The sequence below is a fragment of the Paenibacillus sp. FSL H8-0261 genome (genome assembly GCF_045040645.1).
Lineage (GTDB): Bacteria > Bacillota > Bacilli > Paenibacillales > Paenibacillaceae > Paenibacillus_AQ.
This window is the reverse complement of the sequence record NZ_CP150297.1, coordinates 4,071,848-4,092,787: the sequence shown is the minus strand read 5'-3', so window position 1 is coordinate 4,092,787 and position 20,940 is coordinate 4,071,848. Positions and strand designations below refer to the sequence as shown.

20 protein-coding genes and 1 tRNA gene are annotated in these 20,940 nt (G+C 41.8%); 18 read left to right on the top strand and 3 right to left on the bottom strand.

What is annotated here, in order from left to right:
* The 10 genes from MHI27_RS18150 (at position 1) to MHI27_RS18105 (ending at position 9,576) form a co-directional block, all read left to right on the top strand.
* Complete coding sequence (locus MHI27_RS18150; RefSeq protein ID WP_405174393.1) at positions 1-867, top strand: SDR family oxidoreductase; 867 nt, start codon at positions 1-3, stop codon at positions 865-867.
* A 592-nt stretch (positions 868-1,459) separates the two neighbouring features.
* Entirely contained in the window at positions 1,460-2,200 is a 741-nt protein-coding gene (locus tag MHI27_RS18145; RefSeq protein WP_405174392.1) for a class I SAM-dependent DNA methyltransferase, read from the top strand.
* 131 nt (positions 2,201-2,331) lie between these two features.
* Positions 2,332-2,949, top strand: a complete 618-nt coding sequence (locus MHI27_RS18140) for a hypothetical protein (protein ID WP_076287076.1) — start codon at positions 2,332-2,334, stop codon at positions 2,947-2,949.
* Positions 2,950-3,156: 207 nt separating this feature from the next.
* Complete coding sequence (locus MHI27_RS18135) at positions 3,157-4,056, top strand: GNAT family N-acetyltransferase (protein ID WP_405174391.1); 900 nt, start codon at positions 3,157-3,159, stop codon at positions 4,054-4,056.
* 78 nt (positions 4,057-4,134) lie between these two features.
* A complete protein-coding gene (locus MHI27_RS18130) occupies positions 4,135-4,617 on the top strand; it encodes a hypothetical protein (protein WP_405174390.1) in 483 nt (160 codons plus the stop codon).
* Between the two features lie 177 nt (positions 4,618-4,794).
* On the top strand, positions 4,795-5,865 hold the full coding sequence (locus MHI27_RS18125; protein WP_405174389.1) for a CHAP domain-containing protein: 1,071 nt from the start codon (positions 4,795-4,797) through the stop codon (positions 5,863-5,865).
* A 121-nt stretch (positions 5,866-5,986) separates the two neighbouring features.
* Entirely contained in the window at positions 5,987-6,415 is a 429-nt protein-coding gene (fabZ, locus tag MHI27_RS18120; RefSeq protein ID WP_076287072.1) for a 3-hydroxyacyl-ACP dehydratase FabZ, read from the top strand.
* Between the two features lie 277 nt (positions 6,416-6,692).
* Positions 6,693-7,196 (top strand): DinB family protein, encoded by a 504-nt coding sequence (locus MHI27_RS18115; RefSeq protein ID WP_341053303.1) that lies wholly within the window; start codon positions 6,693-6,695, stop codon positions 7,194-7,196.
* Between the two features lie 779 nt (positions 7,197-7,975).
* Positions 7,976-8,953 carry a phosphotransferase enzyme family protein gene (locus tag MHI27_RS18110; protein ID WP_405174388.1) on the top strand — a complete coding sequence of 326 codons (978 nt, stop codon included), beginning with the start codon at positions 7,976-7,978 and terminating at the stop codon, positions 8,951-8,953.
* A gap of 128 nt (positions 8,954-9,081) precedes the next feature.
* A complete protein-coding gene (locus MHI27_RS18105; protein ID WP_405174387.1) occupies positions 9,082-9,576 on the top strand; it encodes a GNAT family N-acetyltransferase in 495 nt (164 codons plus the stop codon).
* A 25-nt stretch (positions 9,577-9,601) separates the two neighbouring features.
* Here MHI27_RS18105 and MHI27_RS18100 read toward each other — a convergent pair whose 3' ends face one another.
* Entirely contained in the window at positions 9,602-10,003 is a 402-nt protein-coding gene (locus tag MHI27_RS18100) for a VOC family protein (protein WP_149647094.1), read from the bottom strand.
* A 154-nt stretch (positions 10,004-10,157) separates the two neighbouring features.
* Positions 10,158-11,033 carry a LysR family transcriptional regulator gene (locus tag MHI27_RS18095; RefSeq protein ID WP_405174386.1) on the bottom strand — a complete coding sequence of 292 codons (876 nt, stop codon included), beginning with the start codon at positions 11,031-11,033 and terminating at the stop codon, positions 10,158-10,160.
* A 168-nt stretch (positions 11,034-11,201) separates the two neighbouring features.
* Here MHI27_RS18095 and MHI27_RS18090 point away from each other — a divergent pair, with 168 nt between their 5' ends.
* The 4 genes from MHI27_RS18090 (at position 11,202) to MHI27_RS18075 (ending at position 14,549) form a co-directional block, all read left to right on the top strand.
* Positions 11,202-12,371 (top strand): CynX/NimT family MFS transporter, encoded by a 1,170-nt coding sequence (locus tag MHI27_RS18090; RefSeq protein ID WP_405174385.1) that lies wholly within the window; start codon positions 11,202-11,204, stop codon positions 12,369-12,371.
* 250 nt (positions 12,372-12,621) lie between these two features.
* Entirely contained in the window at positions 12,622-13,173 is a 552-nt protein-coding gene (locus tag MHI27_RS18085; protein WP_076286695.1) for a glutathione peroxidase, read from the top strand.
* Between the two features lie 144 nt (positions 13,174-13,317).
* Positions 13,318-13,911: a chloramphenicol phosphotransferase CPT family protein gene (locus tag MHI27_RS18080; RefSeq protein WP_405176762.1), complete on the top strand. Its 594-nt coding sequence runs from the start codon at positions 13,318-13,320 to the stop codon at positions 13,909-13,911.
* Positions 13,912-14,180: 269 nt separating this feature from the next.
* Positions 14,181-14,549 carry a hypothetical protein gene (locus MHI27_RS18075; protein WP_076286696.1) on the top strand — a complete coding sequence of 123 codons (369 nt, stop codon included), beginning with the start codon at positions 14,181-14,183 and terminating at the stop codon, positions 14,547-14,549.
* Positions 14,550-14,921: 372 nt separating this feature from the next.
* On the opposite strand, the gene MHI27_RS18070 is transcribed toward MHI27_RS18075, so the two are convergent.
* Positions 14,922-15,278 carry a VOC family protein gene (locus MHI27_RS18070; RefSeq protein ID WP_405174384.1) on the bottom strand — a complete coding sequence of 119 codons (357 nt, stop codon included), beginning with the start codon at positions 15,276-15,278 and terminating at the stop codon, positions 14,922-14,924.
* Positions 15,279-15,589: 311 nt separating this feature from the next.
* Here MHI27_RS18070 and MHI27_RS18065 point away from each other — a divergent pair.
* From MHI27_RS18065 to MHI27_RS18050, 4 genes are all read left to right on the top strand, one after another.
* Positions 15,590-15,662: transfer RNA gene (locus tag MHI27_RS18065), tRNA-Lys, on the top strand.
* A gap of 877 nt (positions 15,663-16,539) precedes the next feature.
* Entirely contained in the window at positions 16,540-18,828 is a 2,289-nt protein-coding gene (locus tag MHI27_RS18060; RefSeq protein ID WP_076286697.1) for a helix-turn-helix domain-containing protein, read from the top strand.
* 247 nt (positions 18,829-19,075) lie between these two features.
* Positions 19,076-20,035 (top strand): ABC transporter permease, encoded by a 960-nt coding sequence (locus MHI27_RS18055; protein ID WP_405174383.1) that lies wholly within the window; start codon positions 19,076-19,078, stop codon positions 20,033-20,035.
* Positions 20,036-20,038: 3 nt separating this feature from the next.
* On the top strand, positions 20,039-20,911 hold the full coding sequence (locus MHI27_RS18050; RefSeq protein WP_405174382.1) for a carbohydrate ABC transporter permease: 873 nt from the start codon (positions 20,039-20,041) through the stop codon (positions 20,909-20,911).
* Positions 20,912-20,940: the final 29 nt, after the last annotated feature.

Here is a 20,940-nt window from a genome sequence, read left to right as displayed (position 1 = left end):
ATGATAGTTATTATGGGAGCAACAGGTACGATAGGTAGTGCGCTTTTGGAACGTTTGGTTGATCTTGGCGTACCTGTCAGGGCGCTAAGCAGAGAGCCAGAGAAGTTACGTGATCAGATCGGAGAAAAAGGCCGATCAATTATCGAGGTCGCTTTTGTCGATGCTTCTGACCCCACATCGATGCGCCGCGCGTTTACAGATGCTAGCCAGCTCTTCCTTGCCATGTCCAACAGTCCAAGACAAATCGAATTGGAAACCTCTATCATTCAGATTGCCGCCGAATCTGGAATCAAACACATCGTAAAAATATCCAGTCCAGCCTTTGAGCATAGCTCTCCAGTGGCAGTAGCGGGCTGGCATCAAGAAATTGAGAAAACGCTGAGAGAATCGGGTCTCACCCACACCGTATTGCGCCCCTATGCGTTCATGCAAAATTTAATGCGCTTTGCACCAACGATTACAACCCAAAATGTTTTCTTCGGCTCCATGGGCGTTTCACCGTGTAACTTTATAGACTGTCGCGATATTGCAGACGTTGCCGCAGAAGTTCTGACCAACCACAAGGTATCAGGCCATATATATACGCTTACTGGTTCGGAGATTTTCAGTTATCCCCAGATCGCGAGTCGACTATCTGCCCTGCTTAATCGGCCGATAAGTTACATCAACTTGGAACCCCAAGTACTACTCCGTAATCTTATCGAGCACGGGAATCTGCCTCATTGGCTCGCGAACCACGTTGTAGAAATTCAAACCATGTCTAGGATGGTGCCAGAAAGTCCAAATAACACTGTAAAGCGCTTGCTTGGCAGAGAGCCACGCACGCTAGACGCCTTTCTACATGAGTGTGTAGAAAATTTCCGTTAGGGGCGGAGCCCACCTATTCTGATATTTGTATCGTTAGCAGCATTTTACTCCGATTTTAGTTAAGTCATTGAGCTTACGGAGAACGTTAGTGGAGGAGCTTCCTATAGGGTAGCTCTTCCTTTTCATTTAAGCTAACAGCAGGTTAACGGAATGGGACCGCAGTCGAAATAATTTTGCGTCATCTGGCCCGGTTATTGTTCCGACACGGTGTCTGCGAACCAGTTTCGGCTTGAAGATGGGAACGAGATATCGTTTACTCGATCACCTGTAACGAATAAAGAAGGATGCTATGCCGAATACGAAAAAAAGATGACCATTTTGTTGGTCGGCCACTAATTATTCTATTGCGGTCAGGATAAAGTAGTGATTATCGACTTAAAAAGTAGTTATGTAAGGTTCGATAAAAATTGATTATAACTATGAATTACCAAACGGTTTATCGAATAAATAGTAAAATAATACTGTTAAGTACGAGGGTTATCGAGAGGGCTTTTATTTTGATTATCCTTTTTGAGTCTATATAAGTACATGTTTTTCCTAATGAAAATTATTTTTTCTCTAATGTAACATTGAAATGAAAGAGGGGATAGCGTTGATTGAACATAGCAATCTTGAAGAATATCTGGATCCGCTAAATTATGATCTTGAATTTGACGGTGAAATGGACAAATATCAGTTCTATCTTGAGCTTGCAAGATCGAGTCCTGGCGAAGTGTTAGAACTTGCTTGTGGTACAGGCTTAACAACGATACCACTGTCAAAAGCCGGTATAACGATGACCGGCGTAGATATCTCTTCGGCGATGCTCGCATATGCGCGGCTGAAGGCGGAAGGGTTGACTGTTACTTTTATGGAAGGCGATGCCCGTACCTTCGAATCGGACAAGCGATTTTCGATGATCTATTTGACTGGCAATGCATTTCAGGCATTCTTAAGTGATCAAGATCAAAACGATTTGCTTACTACCGTTCACAAACATTTACAACCCCATGGAATCTTTGCATTCGAGACCCGTAATCCGAAGGGAACGGATTTATCCGATCAAGAGGAGACAGAATGGGGGTCCTTTATTGATAAGGATGGGCAAAACGTCAAGGTATCAGGTACACAATATTACGATGCTAGCCAACATATCATGCATTGGGTCACGATGCGTGATTGGGGGGATAAACGAACGACTTCCCGAATTGCTTGTCGGTTTACAGATCAGGCTACACTGCAATCTTTATTAACCCGTCACGGCTTTCGCGTCGAACATCAATATGCTGACTGGGATAAAACGCCGTTCTCTCCGTCATCTTCATCTATCATTAGCGTTTGTAGGAAATGTTAGGAGAGACGTAATGCATTGCAATAGGAAAAATCCCCTTAAAGTCCGCCTTTATTCAACTAGACGGCAAGATAGCGTAATAGCCTGTCTAAAAATATGGTACAATTTGTAATACTAAAGCGAGGTGAAAGAATTTGAGGAATATTGTTGAGGACTCACAGTTTCTCAGTGAAAGAGCTGAGATGATGTACTATTTTCAAGATGAATTTTACATCTCTGAGAAAACTGAAATTATTCATTCACCTTCAGGTAAGTTCAAACTTGAAATCCATCACTATAACCATGTTGAAGGTTTTATCAGACATAATTACACAAAAGGGATTGTTACGGATAGTGAGCATAAAATCATCGACATAATATATAGAAATTATGACCCATTCTTATTCAGTTGGTTGGAGGTAAATGGCACAGAATATCTGTTGTGTGGGTTAGATTATCAGGGGTATTCAATTGTTAATTTATCAAATAAAGAAACCAATCATTATGTTCCCGAAGAGGCTTATAAAGGGCATGGATTTTGCTGGGGGGAAATAATATATTTTCAACAAAAAAAACTAATAGTGATTGATGGATGCTATTGGGCATGCCCCTATGAACTTGTTTTTTATGATTTTTCTAATCCTATGAATGTACCATATAATGAATTATTCCGTGTGGATGTTGATAGCGTATTAAATTGGGATAGTTGGAAAGATTCCTGTAGGGTTATATATCTTGATAATGAAAACAACGAGACAGAATTTGTATTTTAGAAACTAAGCTAACGGAGAACGATAGTGGAATAGCGGTTGCTTCGGCAGCCGTTTTATTTGTTCAACTAATCGGGTAGTATAGAGAAACCTGTTTTTGTAAATTATGGTCTGATTATTATAGAGTACGTATTAGCTCCAGTCCTAAGGATTAAGTAGGATTTATGAAAATTACAGCAAAACTAAACTTATGATCAAAGGTGAATGCAGATGGAACAACTGAAAATTGAACCCTATAAACCCGAAAGGGACGAAGCTTCAATCACAGCCATGTTGTGTGAAAATGAACAATTTAATGTGTTTCAACAGAGTAACAAAATGCTCTCAGACGGTATATTTGTTGCTCGTTACAACGACTTAACGGTAGGTTTTCTCTCTTTTGATGGTTTTAAGAGAAGAGCGTTGACGACGATATTTGTTAACGAAGAATATAGAAGAATGGGTATCGGTGCCACACTTTTGGAAAAGACGGATAAAATACTTTCTCAAAACGTAGCAGTAGAACGTTCGATAGGTTTCTGTATAGATGGCGACCGTTGTTCTCAGCAATTTTTATATAAGCATGGTTATTACATAAGTTATTCATCCTTTATCATGGAGCGTGAAGGTGTACTTCTTCCTGAAACTAATATTACTGTAAGGCAATACGAAGATGATGATTATGTAATATGCCATAACATTTGTGAAATAGCTTTTTACGAAATGCATGAACGCGTGGGTATTCTTCCGTCTTACTATTATCCTCCTAATGAAACGGAGCGGATGAGATTCGCCGAAGATAGAAGCAATAGATTCGTGATGCTTATTGATGGTGAAATAGCAGCAGTCGGAATTATTGACGGGTTTGAACTGAGTCATGTGTCTGTTCGTCTAGATCTTCAATCACGAGGATACGGAAGAGCTTTTATTTCATTTCTTGTAAATGAAATTGTGCGAAGGGGTGGGGAAATCGTGACACTCGGGGTTGTGAAAGGCAATCCTGCTATAGAATTGTATAAGAGTCTTGGTTTCAAAGCAAAGTCATTAAACCATTGGGTAACAAAATATTATAAACCAGACACTCGATTGAGCAGACCACCTAGCGAGATATATCCTCAAATGACTCGTTGAGCTAACAGGTAATGTTAGTGGAATAAGCATAGAATATTATTAGAAGTGTTCGATATTTCAGGAGAGATTGGAGAAAGTATGAAGAAGATAGACTGGATTAAAGTAATTCTAATAGTATCGCTATTCGGTAATGTTGTCTTTTTTATGAATCAGAAAAAGGATAGCAGAAATCAAGAATTGAAATATGAATTATTGAATGCTAATATCCACCGAGATCTAGCTCAACTTGAAGCAACTATACAGTATCAACAAGATCATAATTGGAATAATGAAACTCTTGTTACACAGAAACTAGATGATGCAATCGATTCAATTATCTTACACAGTGGAATGGAAAGAGATAAGGATAAGGAAGATATCCTTATGAAAATGTACGATTACATGAACGAGTTCAAGGTTGGTGACGAGACTTTAGATGTAAACCTAAATGATAAGCAACGCGCCGATTACATCTATTTAGGTGAGAAGCTTCGATCTAACGGGTGGACGTTTAATGTAGGATATGATACAAGCTGGGAGATTTTTGCATCTAAAGTAAAGGAGTTGGTAACGGAGTCATAGATGTCACAAGTCTGTACTGGATTGCACGGATACGGATTAACTAGTACAGCAAGACTCACATGGATCTATACAAACATTTTAAAAAACTTACTTGAACTAATGGGAAACGTTAGTTTTATGAATACAGAGAGGCTACGGACATAAGCCTGCGTTAGTTCGGGGATTGGGGAATTAATTATGATATGTGAGAAGAAATCTAAGCGTCTTGGAATTGTTCGATCCCTTGTTTATGAAATGCAGAGCAGCTTCAAGAATCAGAAAGCTTGGGCTCATCTTTCAGGAGTGTCTACCTTCGCTTCGATGCTCGCTATGAGAAGAGGACAAGATTCGGAAATAGCTGCGATCGCGGGGGTGCTACACGATTTTTATTTCTATAAAACTGGAATAAATACCTTTCCTGGTCACAATAGCGCAGACGCGGTAAGACCTATAATACGTAGCACTCAAATCTTTACCGACGAAGAGATCTCAGTAATTCTTAGATCAATCTTTTATCAAGAAGATAGAAATCGAGTTCATGGACCAGATGAGGAAGTTATTAAAGACGCTATTTTATTGCAGAGGTACTTTCAAAATACAGGAAATCATTTACTTAAGACGGAAATACATAGACTACAAAATGTATTTATTGAATTAGGGATTCAGGAGGGAAATGTAGATACAGAATTAAACGTAGATGTGGAAGCATTAAATAGAGAAACTAAAGACAGACGACTTATGCTGGCTGATTTTGCGGAAAAGCTCGCAGAGCAAAACATAATCGGGGTACCGGAAGATGAACGTTATCGGGAAATTTGCAAGTATTGGCCGGACTCTGATATCTATAAAGTACTAGAAGGTAACTGGTGTGCTGCATTTGTATATTACTGCTGTATGCAGGTTGGAATACTTCTTCCAATTCGATATCCTAACCGAATGTATCGTCTAGCTGGGGTTGGTGCGTGGTTGGATTGGGCTCAGCTGCACGAAACTAGATTTTTCTATGACGCTAAACAAGAAGAATTTATTCCGGCACGTGGTGATATTGTTATTTTCGATAAGCTTCTCTCCGATAATTCTCACGATCATATCGGAATTGTTTTAGCTTGTGAAGACAATGAAATTTTGATTGCTGAAGGTAATAAAGACAATAAAAACTACTCTAGTGTCTCATTCAGGGGTAGAGATCATTGTATACTCGGATATGTCCGAATAGATAACGGCTACCGTTATCATTTCAATGGAGAGTATGTACCCTTTGGTTATTGATTTCGAGCAGTTATTACGCTAACGGATAGGATAGTTTAATAAGGGTTATGTTGAGTTTTTTTCGGGCCAGTTTAACCCAAAGGCGATAAAATGGTAATAAACCGATTAGGGAGGCAAATCCATGATTGATATTGAAAGAATTAAAGAGATTATTCCTCATCGGAATCCATTTCTCTTGGTCGATAGAATATTGGAGATTAATGAGGGGAAGAGAGCTGTTGGGATTAAAAATGTAACCATTAATGAACCTTATTTTCTCGGTCATTTCCCTGACTATCCCGTAATGCCTGGAGTCTTAATTGTAGAAGCACTGGCACAGGTCGGTGGAGTCGCTATGTCTAACGTTGAAAGCAACAATCATAAAATAGGCTTACTGACTGGTATTGATAATTGTCGTTTCAAACGACAAGTAAAACCAGGAGACCAACTCCTTCTTGTATTTGATGTAATTCGAATCAAGGGACAAATCGTCAAAGGAAAGGGAGTCGCCACGGTAAATAATGAATTGGTATGCGAATCTGAAATAATGTTTGCATTCAGTTCGATTTAGGTTTTAATGTAAAGGAAACGACAATTTAACAATATACATTGATGAGCAGGTGCTTCGGTATCCTGCTCTTTTCATTAAGCTAACGGGCAGGCTAGCGTAAACAAAATGATCAAAAGTATTAACCATACGTAGGTAATTACATTTCGGGATTAGCGCAATGATTTTCGGCAGCTTCGTTTGGTTAACGGGGGGTAGTTTAAGTAAATGTAAATATTTACTTGCGAACTAATGTTCGGTATAATAAACTTGATTCCATTACAAAAAGGAGATGTTGGATATGTATAAACACATTAAAGATTTTACCGCAACTTGGCAAAATGAAACGGAAGCAACAATGCGGACACTGGAGATGCTGACCGACGAGTCTCTTGGCCAACAGATAACAAGTGATCATAGAACGCTTGGACGTGTTGCATGGCACCTTGTACAGACGTTGCACGAAATGCCATCTCGGACGGGACTGTCTTTCGAAGGACCGAGCGAAGATATGCCGGTGCCAGCTTCGGCAGCAGACATCGCGTCAGTCTATAAGAGGACCTCACAAGCGCTCCTTGATGCTATACAGTCCAGTTGGAAAGATGAGAATCTGCTTATCATGAGCGATATGTATGGTGATCAATGGCCAAACGGCTTAATGCTGGATATTCTCGTAAAGCATGAGATTCATCATCGTGGTCAGATGACAGTCCTGATGCGTCAGGCAGGCCTTCGTGTGCCGGATCTTTACGGCCCGACAAAAGAGCAGTGGGCCGAGTACGGAGCGCTACCTCCAGTAATTTAGAGTAAGATTATATCCGCTTTGGCCGTTTGGCTATAGTGGGATTTATAAGTATTTTATCATAGGATTGAAAGTGGTGGCTTGAATCATAGACAAGAGGATACCATCGGACTGAAACTGTTAATTCTATTGAACTAACGGGGAACGTTAGTGGAATAGCGGTTGCTTCGGCAGCCGTTTTTTATTTGTTCAACTAACGGGCAGTAGAGCGTGGTGTTGCCTTGTTGAACTATTAGGCAGTTAAAAGCGGTATTATCTGGTACGATTATCCATAAGAGATGAGGTGCCTTTATCAAGAAGAAATATGATTTCCTAATAGTTTCCATATTATTATTTGTGATGGCTTATACAAAACCAAGTAGTCAAGATTATGATAATTACCTCCAAAAGGTTCACGGTCTTAAATGTTACAGTTCCGAAAGCTCAAATTGCTTTCATACTATTAATGACTTGAAATCATCAAGTCTCACACATCAGATTATTTTTATGACAGCAGAAACAAAAATTTTTGGAGAGGCAGATAATAAAATACGAGTAGTAGGTATTTTCAATCATTTTTTTGTAATAGAAAATCGTCTTCATCCTAAATCAGATAATAACAATAATATCGAAGTTCCGTTAAGCTAACGGGACACGATAGTTGAATAATACATATAGATGAGCAGGTTACCTTAATCAACTAAGTGATGGATAAAATATAAATATAAGTGTTCTCTCTCAAACTATTGGAAAATATTATGGTACGATGTCCTTATTCGGTTGTTTCAAGGGGAGAAGATACCGTGCTAAATACTCAGAATATTGCTATAGAAGCATTAACTTGTTATCCAATTACTTATCAATCAATAGCTCATATTGGACAAAATGCAAACACCATCTATAAAGTGACAGATAAGAAAAGTAACTGTTATAGTTTGCGAATACATCTATCAAAAAATGATTCGATGGAAAGTATTTGGTCTGAGGAAAAAGTCATCCAATCAGAAATGATTTGGCTGGAATCATTAACAAATGATACAAATCTGGTGTTGCCATCACCTATAAAAAATAACATTGGTGAATATGTTACTAAGATAGCTGACATAAACTGTACATTGTTAAAATGGGTAGATGGTGAACAAAAACAATTTGTTCCAACAGTCAATGATGCCGAGTGTGTAGGCGAATTGATCGGAAAGCTTCATAAACAATCATCTTTTTGGAAAATTCCGTCATCATTTACTCGACCGTCATTTGATAATTCTAGAATCTCACAATCATTAGAAAAGCTAAAACAGCTTGCTAACGGTGGTGAGCTCAATAAAAATGATGTGGAAATTCTGCAATTGGCTGGAAAGTGTGCAATTTTAATGATGAACGACATAGAAAGAACACCTGGCAATTGGGGGATAATTCACGCAGATCTGATTCCAAGTAATTTTGTGTTTCATGAACAAGAAGCTAGAGCCATTGATTTTGGAGCTTGTGGGTTCGGATATTATTTATTCGATTTAGGTTGGACACTTTCTTATATCCACCCAGCATTCAGAAACCAGTTGCTAGAATCATACGCAAAACAATTCGACCTGCCTCATAACTATGTTCAACGTTTGGAAGGTTTCTTTGTAGCAGCCCAACTCGAAACAATGAATTTTTGGCTTGGGCTGCCTGAATCTAATGAGTGGTTACCCAGTCACATTAATAAATTAGCAAGTCGGGAATTTAAGCGATATGTAAATAAAGAAGAATTTCTTTTTAGTGGTACTCCTTACTGGGAGTAGTTTGTTCAACGAACGGAGAACGTTAGCCCAGATACTTTGGGAGCAGTTTTGCTTCAGAAGAATAGAAATCATGATAAGCTTATTGTCGAAAAGAATCTATAACCGCATAAAACAAAAGGAGAGATACTTTGAAAAAAATTAGGGAAGCAACAAAAGAGGAAATGATCGAAATTTATAAGATGGGCTATGATGTTTGGGGAGATAATCTGCCATATGAAGAATATATAACTATGTGCCAGGCTTCCAAAAAGTATAGAAAGGGAAAGTGGTACGTTCTTGAAGCAACAGATACAAAGCAACTATTAAGCTCCCTCATCGTATATGAACTAATTCTTTCTGATGACCAAATTGTAAAGGGGATTGGTTCAATTGCTACCCCTTTATATTTAAGAAAAAAAGGATATGCTTCTTTATTGGTCAAAGAAACGATAAATAAACTTGAACAGGAAGAAAAGTGTAACAACTTTTTCCTTTATAGTGATATTGGAATAGAATTTTACAAAGAATTAGGTTTTATTGTACTACCTAATGAGTTTCAAAAATATAAAGACAGTGTTTGTATGTGTTACTCAAAAGAAAATGATATCGACTCCATAGTACTTGATATCCCCGATTACTTTTAAAGCACATCCTTATTGAAGTTTCATATTAGCTTTTAGGCATTTTGCTCTCATCCATGTACAGCAGATTCCAGCGGTGACCGTCCAGGTCGGCAAATCCTGCGCCGTACATCCAGCCGTCAATTTCACTCGGCTTGCCAAAGATTTTTCCTCCGGCAGACTCTGCTTTTTGAATAAAGGCATCTACTTCTTCTCTGCTTTCAGCGCCAATGGAAAATATTACTTCTGCGCTATGTGAAGTATCTGCGGTTTTAGAACCTGTGAATTTCTCAAACGCCGCATCCGGGAACAACAGAATTGTTGTTTGGCCTATGTCAAGCTTGGCTCTCTCGTTACCAACGCTAACTGCATGGAATCCAATCTCATTGAAAAAGGCAGTTGACCTCTCAACATCTTTGACCGGCAGGTTAATCCAGATCTCCTGTGGCATGGCTATAGCCTCCTGGAATATATTTTTAACAACTCCTACTATACTCTAGTTCTGGCAGCAGAAGCGAATCTTACAAAAGAATCCGTAATGACATTTCTGTCATGTATTATGCGGTTTCCTTAGTAACTTCTCTTCTCTAAATCGCAACTCACTCTTAATTGAAATACTCGATAGTTTTCTCAATAAATGCCTTGGCCGATTTTGTCAGAAAACGGTCGGACCTATGAATGATCTCAAAGTGACGGTATGGCGGATCGTCTGTAATTCGGATGCAGCGTAGTGTTGGTTCATTCATCGCTTGGATCAAACGATAAGGCAGCAATGTTCCTCCGACGTTGGCTTTAACCAAGCTAATAATGGAAGTAGCCGAACTGGTCTCCATGATCGTATTTAAACTGAATCCATATTTACGGCAATAGCCATCAACCAGTTCTCTGCCTGTAAATCCTTCGGGGAACATCACAGTTTGGATATTTCGCAGTTCCTGGATTCCAATCGTGCTTCGTTCAGCCCAATCATGATTCTCGGAAACGACGAGTACATATTCTTCACTGCACAAAGGAATGCGTACAAGCCGATCATCAGGAGCAGACGTGATCTCGATGCCGATGTCTACTTCATTATCCAGCACTTGATTCAAGACATAGATCGAAGAGATAACCTTCAGTTGTACCTTGGGGAATCGTGCATGAAAATTCACGAGCAATGGGGTGAGCCGATAGTCCAGATCGGAAGGGAGAACACCAATTACCAACCGACCTCGTTGATCATTGCGGAATTCAGCTAACGCATCCTGGGTATTCTGTAAATGCCGAATCATCTGTACACAGTGCTCCAGAAACAGATTTCCTGCCTGGGTCATCACAATCTTTTTGCCGACTCGGTCAAATAAGGGAACACCGAGTTCATCCTCGAGCGCGCGTATTTGTTGACTCAACGTAGGTTGAGATATGCCGATTTTCTCAGCTGCTCGTGTAAAATGAAGCTCCTCACACACCGCAATGAAGTTTTCCATCTGACGAATCTCCATATGAATCCCCTCTAATCATTGGTTTTAGTAATCATTTTAATAGAAACTATAGTATTGTTCAATCATTCTAATGATTCTATACTTAATCGTGCACCACCCAACGATCTTTCGTTAACAAATAGGATGATGGGTGAATGTAACGATACTACTACCATGAGGTGATTCATAATGAAACTTTTTTATATCGTCCTAGCGCTTATCCTGGCTTCACTGAATTTACGACCACCTATTACATCCATTTCACCTCTAATGAGCACCGTACAGAATGATCTGGGTATAAGCGGGATTACCGCCAGTCTGTTAACCACACTTCCGGTATTATGCATGGGCATATTTGCTCCGTTCTCCGTAAGATTAAGCAGAAAGTGGGGGAATGAGGGCGCAATTGTTCTGGCTTTAATCCTCATTGGGTTAGGTACAGGATTACGATGGTTTGTTGGTACAACTCCATTGATGATGTTCACTTCTTTTCTGTCCGGAGTAGGAATAGCATTGGCAGGGCCGCTATTATCCAGCTTCATTAAGCAGTACTTCCCTGACCGAGTGGCAGCTATGGTGGGTATCTACTCTACAGCGATGGTGATGGGGGCCAGCATTAGTGTGGGATTATCGGTTCCGCTTCAGCATACGCTGGGTGGTTCGTGGAGGGGCTCGTTGGCTGTATGGGCATTTCTCGCAGCCATTGCATTGCCGATCTGGTTGAGATTAGCCTGGTCTGCGCGCATAGATCGACAATCCGGTAAAATCTCGAGTGTACTTAATGCACCACTTCCGGTGAACAACAAGCGTGCCTGGATGCTGACATCATTCTTCGGGCTGATGGCAGCGATCTTCTACTCGTTGACCGCTTGGCTTGCGCCAGCAATCCAAAGCCAGGGGTATAGTCAAGAGACAGCCGGCAACATCCAAACCTTATTTACATTGATATCTCTGCCCTCTACGTTGTTCATTCCCATGCTTGTACACCGTTACCAAAGACGTGTATTCTGGCTTGTCGGGTGTGCGTTATTAGAGTTGATGGGTGTCCTGATGCTGAACATATCCGTTAGCCCCTGGCTCGCGGCGATTCCACTCGGTATTGGAGCAGGTGGACTGTTCCCGATTGCACTGATGTTGCCCATTGATGAAACAAGTAATGCTCAGGAAGCCAGTAGCTGGTCCGCAATGACTCAATCAGGTGGCTACATTGTCGGAGCGCTTGGGCCGCTAGCCATTGGCTGGCTCCATGATGCAACGGGCAGCTTCGTCCAAGCATTCTATGGTTTGGCTGTAATCATCGTGCTTCAGATTATCGTTCAATTGGCTATAGGTAATAAAAAAAGTTCTCCAGCAAGTTAGGATAAGCCCCAGAGCTGAGAGGATGTACTATTTTCATGATTAATTTAGAAACGGATTTTGTTGGGGGAAATAAGTAGAGGAGCTTCCTATATGGTAGCTCCTCTTTTCTAGTAAATTAAATGGGCAATATACTAAGGTAATATTGGGTTATAGGTTCATTCTATAAAGATTATTTCTTTTATATATTAGACCAATAAAAGCCTGTAGCGATATTATGTTATTTATAATAATAATGCGGAGGAATGGTCTGATGTCTATTTATGATTTTCAAGCGAAGTCAATTAATGGTGAGCCTGTTGAATTGTCAATTTATCGTGGAAAAGTTCTGCTTATTCTGAACACTGCCAGTAGATGCAGCTATTCTCGCCAATTACCTGATCTTCAAAGGCTTTACGAAATTCACCATGAGCAAGGGTTTGAAATACTAGGTTTTCCTTGCAACCAATTCAACGAGAAAGAGCCAGAGAGTAACTCGGAAGTACATGAATATTGTGAGAGCAACTTTGGAGTTAAGTTTCCTTTATTCGAGAAAGTTGAGGTTAGGGGACCGTCTGCTCATCCGTTATTTCAATATTTAACACAGCAAGCACCATTTCAAGGGTTCGATACTGAGACATCAGGCGGTCAATGGATGCAGGATTTTCTGCTGGAAAAGTATCCGGACATATATGCCGGTGACGGGATCAAGTGGAATTTCTCAAAGTTTTTAATCGATCGAAACGGCCATATATATGGTAGATACGAAACTACGACTGAACCATTTGACATAGAGGTATTTATTGAATCACTTCTTTTAAAGTAAATGAATCCGATTAGTGATTGAGCTAACGGGCAGGATAGTTCAATCGTTTCTCGAATATTTTATGTGTTGGATAATTTTATGAACTTTGTGATTATAACGTTATCTGAAAAATACGCAAAGATTTTTTTTGAAGGGATGATTAAATTGAAGCAAGGGATATTAGTTTATCTAAATGGAACTTCAAGTTCTGGAAAGACCTCCATATCGACTGAACTGATAAATCAGAAAGAGATTCCTTTTTATCATTTATCAATTGATGATTTTTTTAATAATTACAATGATTTTATTAATAATAAATTTCCAGATGAACCTCCAAGAGAAATAGATCATCAAGTTGTCTCACAAATACTTGATGATTCCATATTCTCAGTGTACCATTCGACAATTAAATTGTTATCAGAAGTGGGTTTTAATGTAATAGTAGATACCGTAATCGACAATGACAAGAGGTTTAATGAGTTTCTTGATCAATTTTTCGATCAGCCTACGTTATTTATAGGTGTAATATGCTCGAAAGAAGAACTCATAAGAAGAGAGCAAGCAAGAGGAGATAGAAAAATCGGACTGGCAGCTTCACAGTTTAGCAAAGTATATTGCTTTGATGAATATGACCTCGAAGTAAATACTGAAGAGATGAATCCAAAAGAATGTGCCGAAAAGATATTAAGTTTTATTAAGTCCAATAAGGAATACTCGGTATTTAAGAAATTAAGTAAAAGAAATGTTAGTGCTTCCTAGTAGGCGAATCCATCAGATAACACCATATCAAGCGTTGGGGCTATCGCCTCTCGGTCTGCCCGAGGGATTTCGGAATTAAGCTAACGGGCAGTTTAGTTGAGTGTCAACCAATAGGATTTGAGTATTAGTTTGCAGAGTTTATAGACGAACACTTTAATTTCGAAAGCAGGTGAATAACTTGACAGTGCCACCATTGCTGGATGGAGCAAATGTTTTGATTTATACAGCAAACGAGCATTTCAATAATAACGGATATGTTTTGTTCGAGGGTGAAAACAAAAAAAGAGGTTATCACTGCTTTCGCGGTAGCTAAATATGACGGTGCCAGAGGTTACTATCTATTCTCATGTGACCTAGAGTGGAATGTTATTGGTGGCACTCTGCACGATTCATTGCAGGAAGCTAAAGATTGCGCAGAAAACTCAAGCCATGTACCGATAAATTGGATTTCAATAGTCATTCATCATTACGAAATCTTAGTCGAACGTTTTAAGAATAAGGAATACGGAATTGAAGAATTACAGCGCAGATTAAACACCGCTGTAATGCCTGATCCTCCAAAAACTGAAATTTCGACTAGACTCTTAAAATTGGATAATGATTTAGAGATGTACGCCCAGCATGGGCGTCATCTCTAGGGTGAAAGTCTCCCACGGGGGCTGGCAAGTTTACCTTTAGCGAAGGGCAAGGGTATCTACCGCGAGGTGAATCTGAAGGAAGTTGGAGGCAAAAGTACGGGCCAAGGCAGACGAATCTACTTTGAGGCGGCTGCAGCCGTAAAGATGACGTTCTTATTCTTAGGAGGTCTGACGGATCGATGAGGTTAAATGGGTACGCTTTTATCATTGATTTCAAAACATTGTGCTATTTGCCGAGAACATGCGGTAACAAGGGAAGCGTGCATTTTCACTGGGGGAGATATGCTCTGATCCAACGGCGTCTCCGCCGTTTTTTGTGCTGTTTGGTAAGTGAAGCAAGAGGCTAATTTGAAAAACACTGGCCTAGCTGTGCTAAGCTATCTGTACCTCAAAGCCGTCCGGGTCCAGAACATAAAAGAACCGCAAGCGGGGATTCGGCGTGATCGGCCTGCGCGCTACCGGGATGCCCTGATTTTTCAAATGATCTATTGCCTCATCCAGTGACTCCACCTCGAACCCAACGGAAGCGCCGCATTCTGGCTTCAGAGCCGGTCGGTTCCCTGTATAAGCTTGATCTTGGGCTGTCCCTCCGTGCCTAACATAAACAATCTGTTTTCCTCTGCTCTCAAATCTGCGGTCTATCGGAAGTCCCAGAATCCTGTGATATAAATTAAGGGATGCCTCCAGATCGCGCACCCTTAGCGTAATCCAATTCAGGCTCAATTTCATGACTTTAATATCCCCTTATGTGAATTTATATTTTGTTCATTATACGCCATTTTGCACTGAAACCGGGGAGGATGAGGAATCGTGGGGCGTTTATAAGGGATTTGGCAAGCGGCTTACCCCTAGTCAAAAGTATGAAAGGGGTCCATCGTGAGACGGGTTTTCTTTTTTGGAAATGAAACAGTTGGAAATTGATCATTGCTTTGTGAGGTGAAGTATAGGGCAGTGCCCCTGACCACCACGCCAGAGCGCATCGCTGCAGCGATGAGGTCAGGGGTTCGATCCCCCTTGGCTCCACCAACAATTTTATACATGGACTCTTAGCTCAGTTGGTAGAGCCGTTGACACTTAATCAATTGGTCCAGGGTTCGAGTCCCTGAGAGTCCATCCAGAAGAAAAGGCGGAAATGCAGTTTTTTTGTTGTTAATGGGAGTTGGAGGAATAAGCAGAGAGTGGGGGGTTCTGAGCTGCAAATGCCAACGGCAACAGCCCGCTCGTGCATCCAGACCGGAACTCACCCTCTGAACTCTAGATGTTAAAGCTAAACGCCAAGCCGACCGCCAGTTACGATCGGTGCTCGCTAACCCCGAAATTCAACTTCAGACTAACCAAGTTCTTGTCCCGAGCTGAGTACAAGAACTTACATCGTTAGCCGAAATGAACAAGAACTTTGAATCATAGCTGATTAGATGTATGTCTAATATTTGAAGGGACACGAGAGATAAAAAAACAGTTGGGGAGGCAGCCGGGAGATCAGCTGTCTTATTCTCAACGGGCAGGATAGCGCAACAATCGCCGAATTCCCTTGAAAGACGCAGTCTTAGCATTATGACTAAAGAAATGCAGCCAAACTAATGTGAACTCTAGGGGGTTACAGAATGTCTGTCATACCTGATGAATCAAGACGAGCGAGGTTCTCTACCCTAGCCAATGCGATAGTCTATTAAGTTTAATTATCCGACAAGGGTAGCATGTAGATGGTCGATTTGTCTTAATTAAAAAGCCTAATCAGGTAAAAAATCAAAATATAACTGAATCCCCAAATAGTCCCCTAAAAGCCTAAAAGTACGTTTCTCTTCATGTTCATGCCGTTGAATATAAGATCACGCTTGATGTCAAAAAAGTGTATTCAACATTATGCTAAGCTGATAACGAATCAAACCAGATAATCCGTTCTAATGATTATGTCCTGATTATGGACTTCCTTTAATCTCATCTCTATAATAGGTGAAACATTATTGAAAACGTTCACAAGGGAGTTGCCATGAAAATTCGTTCCAGCAACTATTTCACCCGTCTCTTAATGTACAGTCTGCTGATTGGCTCTATTCCAGTGATCATCGTTGGAATCATCTCATATTTCAAAGCTTCCTCAATCGTGCAGGACAAGGTAAACCAGAGCAGCATGGCGACACTTCAGCAGACCCAACTTCGTGTGGAGCAAACCCTCAAGACGATCGATCATTCGGTTACGCAGTATATTAGCTCGCCCCTTGTGGTGAATGCGATGTCGCTCCCTTATTCTGCAGCCCATTATCAGGTTTATAATGAGATGTACCAGAACATGGTGCGCAGCCAAACCTTCGAGCTTACGATAAACAATATGACTGTAGTAAATTTAAAAGGTAAATGGGGCGTCGACAACAACAATATTTTTACATTTGACGATGTAAGGAATCTGGATCATCTTCTCCGGTATGAGAAGCTGCCTTCATTTTCTCTTTGGGTAACGGACGAGGACAAAAGCTCGCCAAGTATTAGTCTTGTGAAGAAAATCCCGTTGAATTCGCTGAAAGCCAACGGACTGGCCATCGTGACCATCGCCGAATCGCAGCTGGCGAGCCTTCTGGCGGCCGACAACCAAATCGGTAGCATTATGGTAATGGATAAAGATTACCGGCTTTTGTCCCGAAGCGATCGGAAAATACAGCAATCCGGTTTTGAGCAACTTGTTGCCGAGATGCAAAGGCGAAATGAAACGGAAGGACAATTCAACGTTGAGCTTGATGGGGACAATACAACCGTTATCGTTCGTAAGTCAAGTTATAATGACTGGATTTATGTTTCCGCCATATTCATCAAGGATATTACCCGAGATTCCCGCTCTATAGGCTGGGTTACTCTGTTTGTATGCCTGCTCATGGTTCTGATAACCGGCGGACTCGCACTACTTGGTTCCCGTAATTTCTACCGGCCAGTTCGGAAATTGGCCGCAACGATTGCCAGCAGATTCGGAGATCCGCCAGATGAAGCCCGTACCGACGAATTCACCATGATCGGCTGTCGGTTGCAATCCATGCTGCAGACGGAATCCCGCCTCCTGGCTCAATTGACAGGACAAGTACGGGAACTGAAGCAATTTTTTGTCATGAAGCTGATTCGCGGCGAGGAGAAAGAATCTCAGTTACCGGCCAGATTGAAAGAATATGGCTATCACGCCGATTGGAACTGGTATGCCGTACTCGCCATTCAGATCGATTTTCTGGAGCGGTCCCGGTATAGCGAAAACGACCGTGATCTGCTGCTCTTCGCGATCGCCAATATCGTCGGCGAGCTGATCCCCGCCGAGGAACGGCTAGATTCTGTGTTGCTGGAACAATCCCAAATCACGGTTGTCGGAGGTGCCGTAACTACGGATGTGGAGTACAAGAACCGGTTGTTTGCTGTAGCAGAACTGATCCAGAGAACAGTACTGCAATACCTGAAGCTGCATATTAGCATCGGCATCAGCCGTCCCCAAAATCAGCTCGTCGATATTTCTATCTCTGCCAAGCAAGCACTGGAGGCGCTTCGCTATAGGATCCGTTTCGGCGCGGAATCAGTTCTGTTTATCGATGATGTCCAGCCTGAAGACTTGGTATCCAGCGTGTTCCCGCACCGTGCAGCCAAAGAGCTCTACGATGCAGTTAAGCTCGCGGAGCGGACAAGGGCTGACGAACTGTTGGAGCGCTGCATTGGATTGATCTTTGAAGAGCAAGCCGACTGGCGCCAATATCGGATGGCATTGGTCAGGCTGTACACGATACTGACCGAGCTTGGACAGTCCGAGATAACAGCAGATACAAAGAAGAATACAGACGCGGAATTTCCACCCGATCAGGAAAAACAGCTTTTTGACAGATTGCTTGATCTAAAATCCCAGGAGGAAATCCGATTTTGGTTTAGTGAGACAGTCATTACTCCAATCATGCGCAGGCTGGAGCACCAGAGAAAGTCTCATGTCAAGAAAATATCGGACCAGCTAACTGATATGATCCATCAGAACTTCGACACCGAGCTTACGCTTGAAGCATGCGCAAAGCAATTGAATTATCACCCCAACCATTTGGGGCCGCTGTTCAGCAGGGAAAAGGGGATCAGCTTCAGCGAGTACCTGCAAAACTACCGTTTACAGATGGCGAAGCAATGGCTGGTAGAGACTGATATGAAGATCGGAGATATCGCGGATCGATTAACCTACACCAATCCCCAGAACTTCATTCGCTTTTTTCGCAAGATGGAGAACATGACGCCCGGACAATACCGGGATTTGCACTGCCATCAGAAAAAATGAACGCTTCAGCCGAAGACTCCCTGCGATAGGTCCACAGCCTGTCGTTGGGGGTCTTTTCATTATGATGTTACAGAGTAACAAGAAGTTACTCCTGATCGTATCCTCATGATTGTTCCGCACGTGATCATGATTATAACCTAAATAGTGGCAAATACCTTCCTTGATGATTATCCCTTGATTATAGACGTCGGCTTGTCGGACGCTTATCTTGAAGGTACGCACAAATAACACGAAGGTGGAGTCGAAGATGAATCAACCCAAAGGAAATCTTGCGATTGAAATATCTGCCCCGATGAGAAAGAGACCCTATTTCTGGGGGCAGATACGGAGAAACAAATGGTTGTACGGGATGCTGGCCCCCGGGGTCCTTTACTTCCTATTATTCAAATACGCCCCGATGTGGGGACTTCTCTTGGCTTTCAAGGATTATCAGCCTTTCTTGGGCTTTTTCGGCAGTCAGTGGGTTGGCATGAAACACTTCGAGCGGCTATTCCATGATCCCGCGTTCTGGATGCTTCTGAGGAATACCCTGGTACTGGCCGGATACAATATTCTATTCTTCTTTCCTGCACCGTTCCTGCTCTCTCTTATGATTAATGAAGTGCGCCGTGAGAAATTAAAAAGAGCCATACAGACCGTCATCTACATCCCGCATTTTGTCTCATGGGTCGTGGTAGTCGGCATCGCCTATACCTTCTTTACAATCGACGGCGGACTGGTGAATGAAGCCATTATGGCAATGGGTGGAGATAAGATCAATTTTCTCGCCAGTTCAGGCTGGTTTAGAACCATGGTTACATTGGAGGTGATTTGGAAGGAGACGGGATGGGGAACCATTATATTTCTTGCAGCCTTGGCAGGAGTTGATCCCCAGATATATGAAGCGGCAAAAATGGATGGTGCAGGAAGGTTGCGACAATTATGGCATGTGACACTTCCGGCCATTCGCTCCACCATTATTATTCTTTTCATCCTCCGGTTGGGAAGCTTTTTGGATACGGGCTTTGAGCAAATTTTCCTGATGCTAAATCCGATTAACCGTGAGGTCGGAGAAGTGTTTGATACTTATGTATATACGGCGGGGATTACGCAAGGGCAGTTCAGTTTCAGTACCGCTGTTGGCCTTTTTAAGTCGCTGGTTGGATTTGTACTGGTCATCGGTTCCAACTGGTTGGCCAAAAGATTCGGCGAGGAAGGAGTGTATTAATCTATGAATCAACAAACCCGAAGCTGGAGCACCCGTATGTTTGACGGGATCAATGTCGCAATCCTGCTATTGGTATCGGCTGTGATGATCATCCCGTTTATTTACATCATATTGATTTCCTTCGCTACAGAGCAGGAGGTGCTGTCCAAGAGCTTCCTCGTATTTCCAACGAAATTCTCGTTAGAGGGCTACCGATATATCTTCTCTACTCCAATATTGCTGCGCAGCCTGGCAGTTACCATTGGGGTGACTGTGATCGGGACATTGGTGAACCTGCTGCTGACTGTGCTGATGGCGTATCCACTTGCCCGCAAAGATCTTTACGGACGGCGCGTTGTCATGCTCATGGTTATCTTCACAATGCTATTCAACGCCGGTATTGTACCTACTTTTTTGATTGTCAAAGAGCTGCACCTTACCAATACCTACTGGGCGCTTATTATTCCCAGCGCGATCAGTGCTTTTAATATGATCATCATCAAAAATTTCTTCCAGCAGTTGCCTGACGGCCTAGAGGAATCGGCCAAGATTGACGGTTGCAATGACCTTGGGATTTTATTCCGTATAGTCATCCCACTATCTCTGCCTGCGCTGGCAACCTTTTCACTGTTTTACGCAGTAACTCATTGGAATACCTTTCTGAGCGCTATTTTGTATATCAACGATTCGAATAAATGGCCGATCCAGGTCCTGCTAAGACAGATTGTGATTCTCTCGGAGAAGGGGTTGTCTGATATGAGCGAGGCCCCTCCGCCGCCGTCCAAGATTATCAATATGGCGGTTATTGTGTTCTCCACCGTCCCGATTCTGTCAATTTATCCATTTTTGCAAAAGCACTTTGCCAAAGGAGTGCTGCTAGGTTCGGTTAAAGGATGACCTTATTCATCTTTTAATACAATATCTTC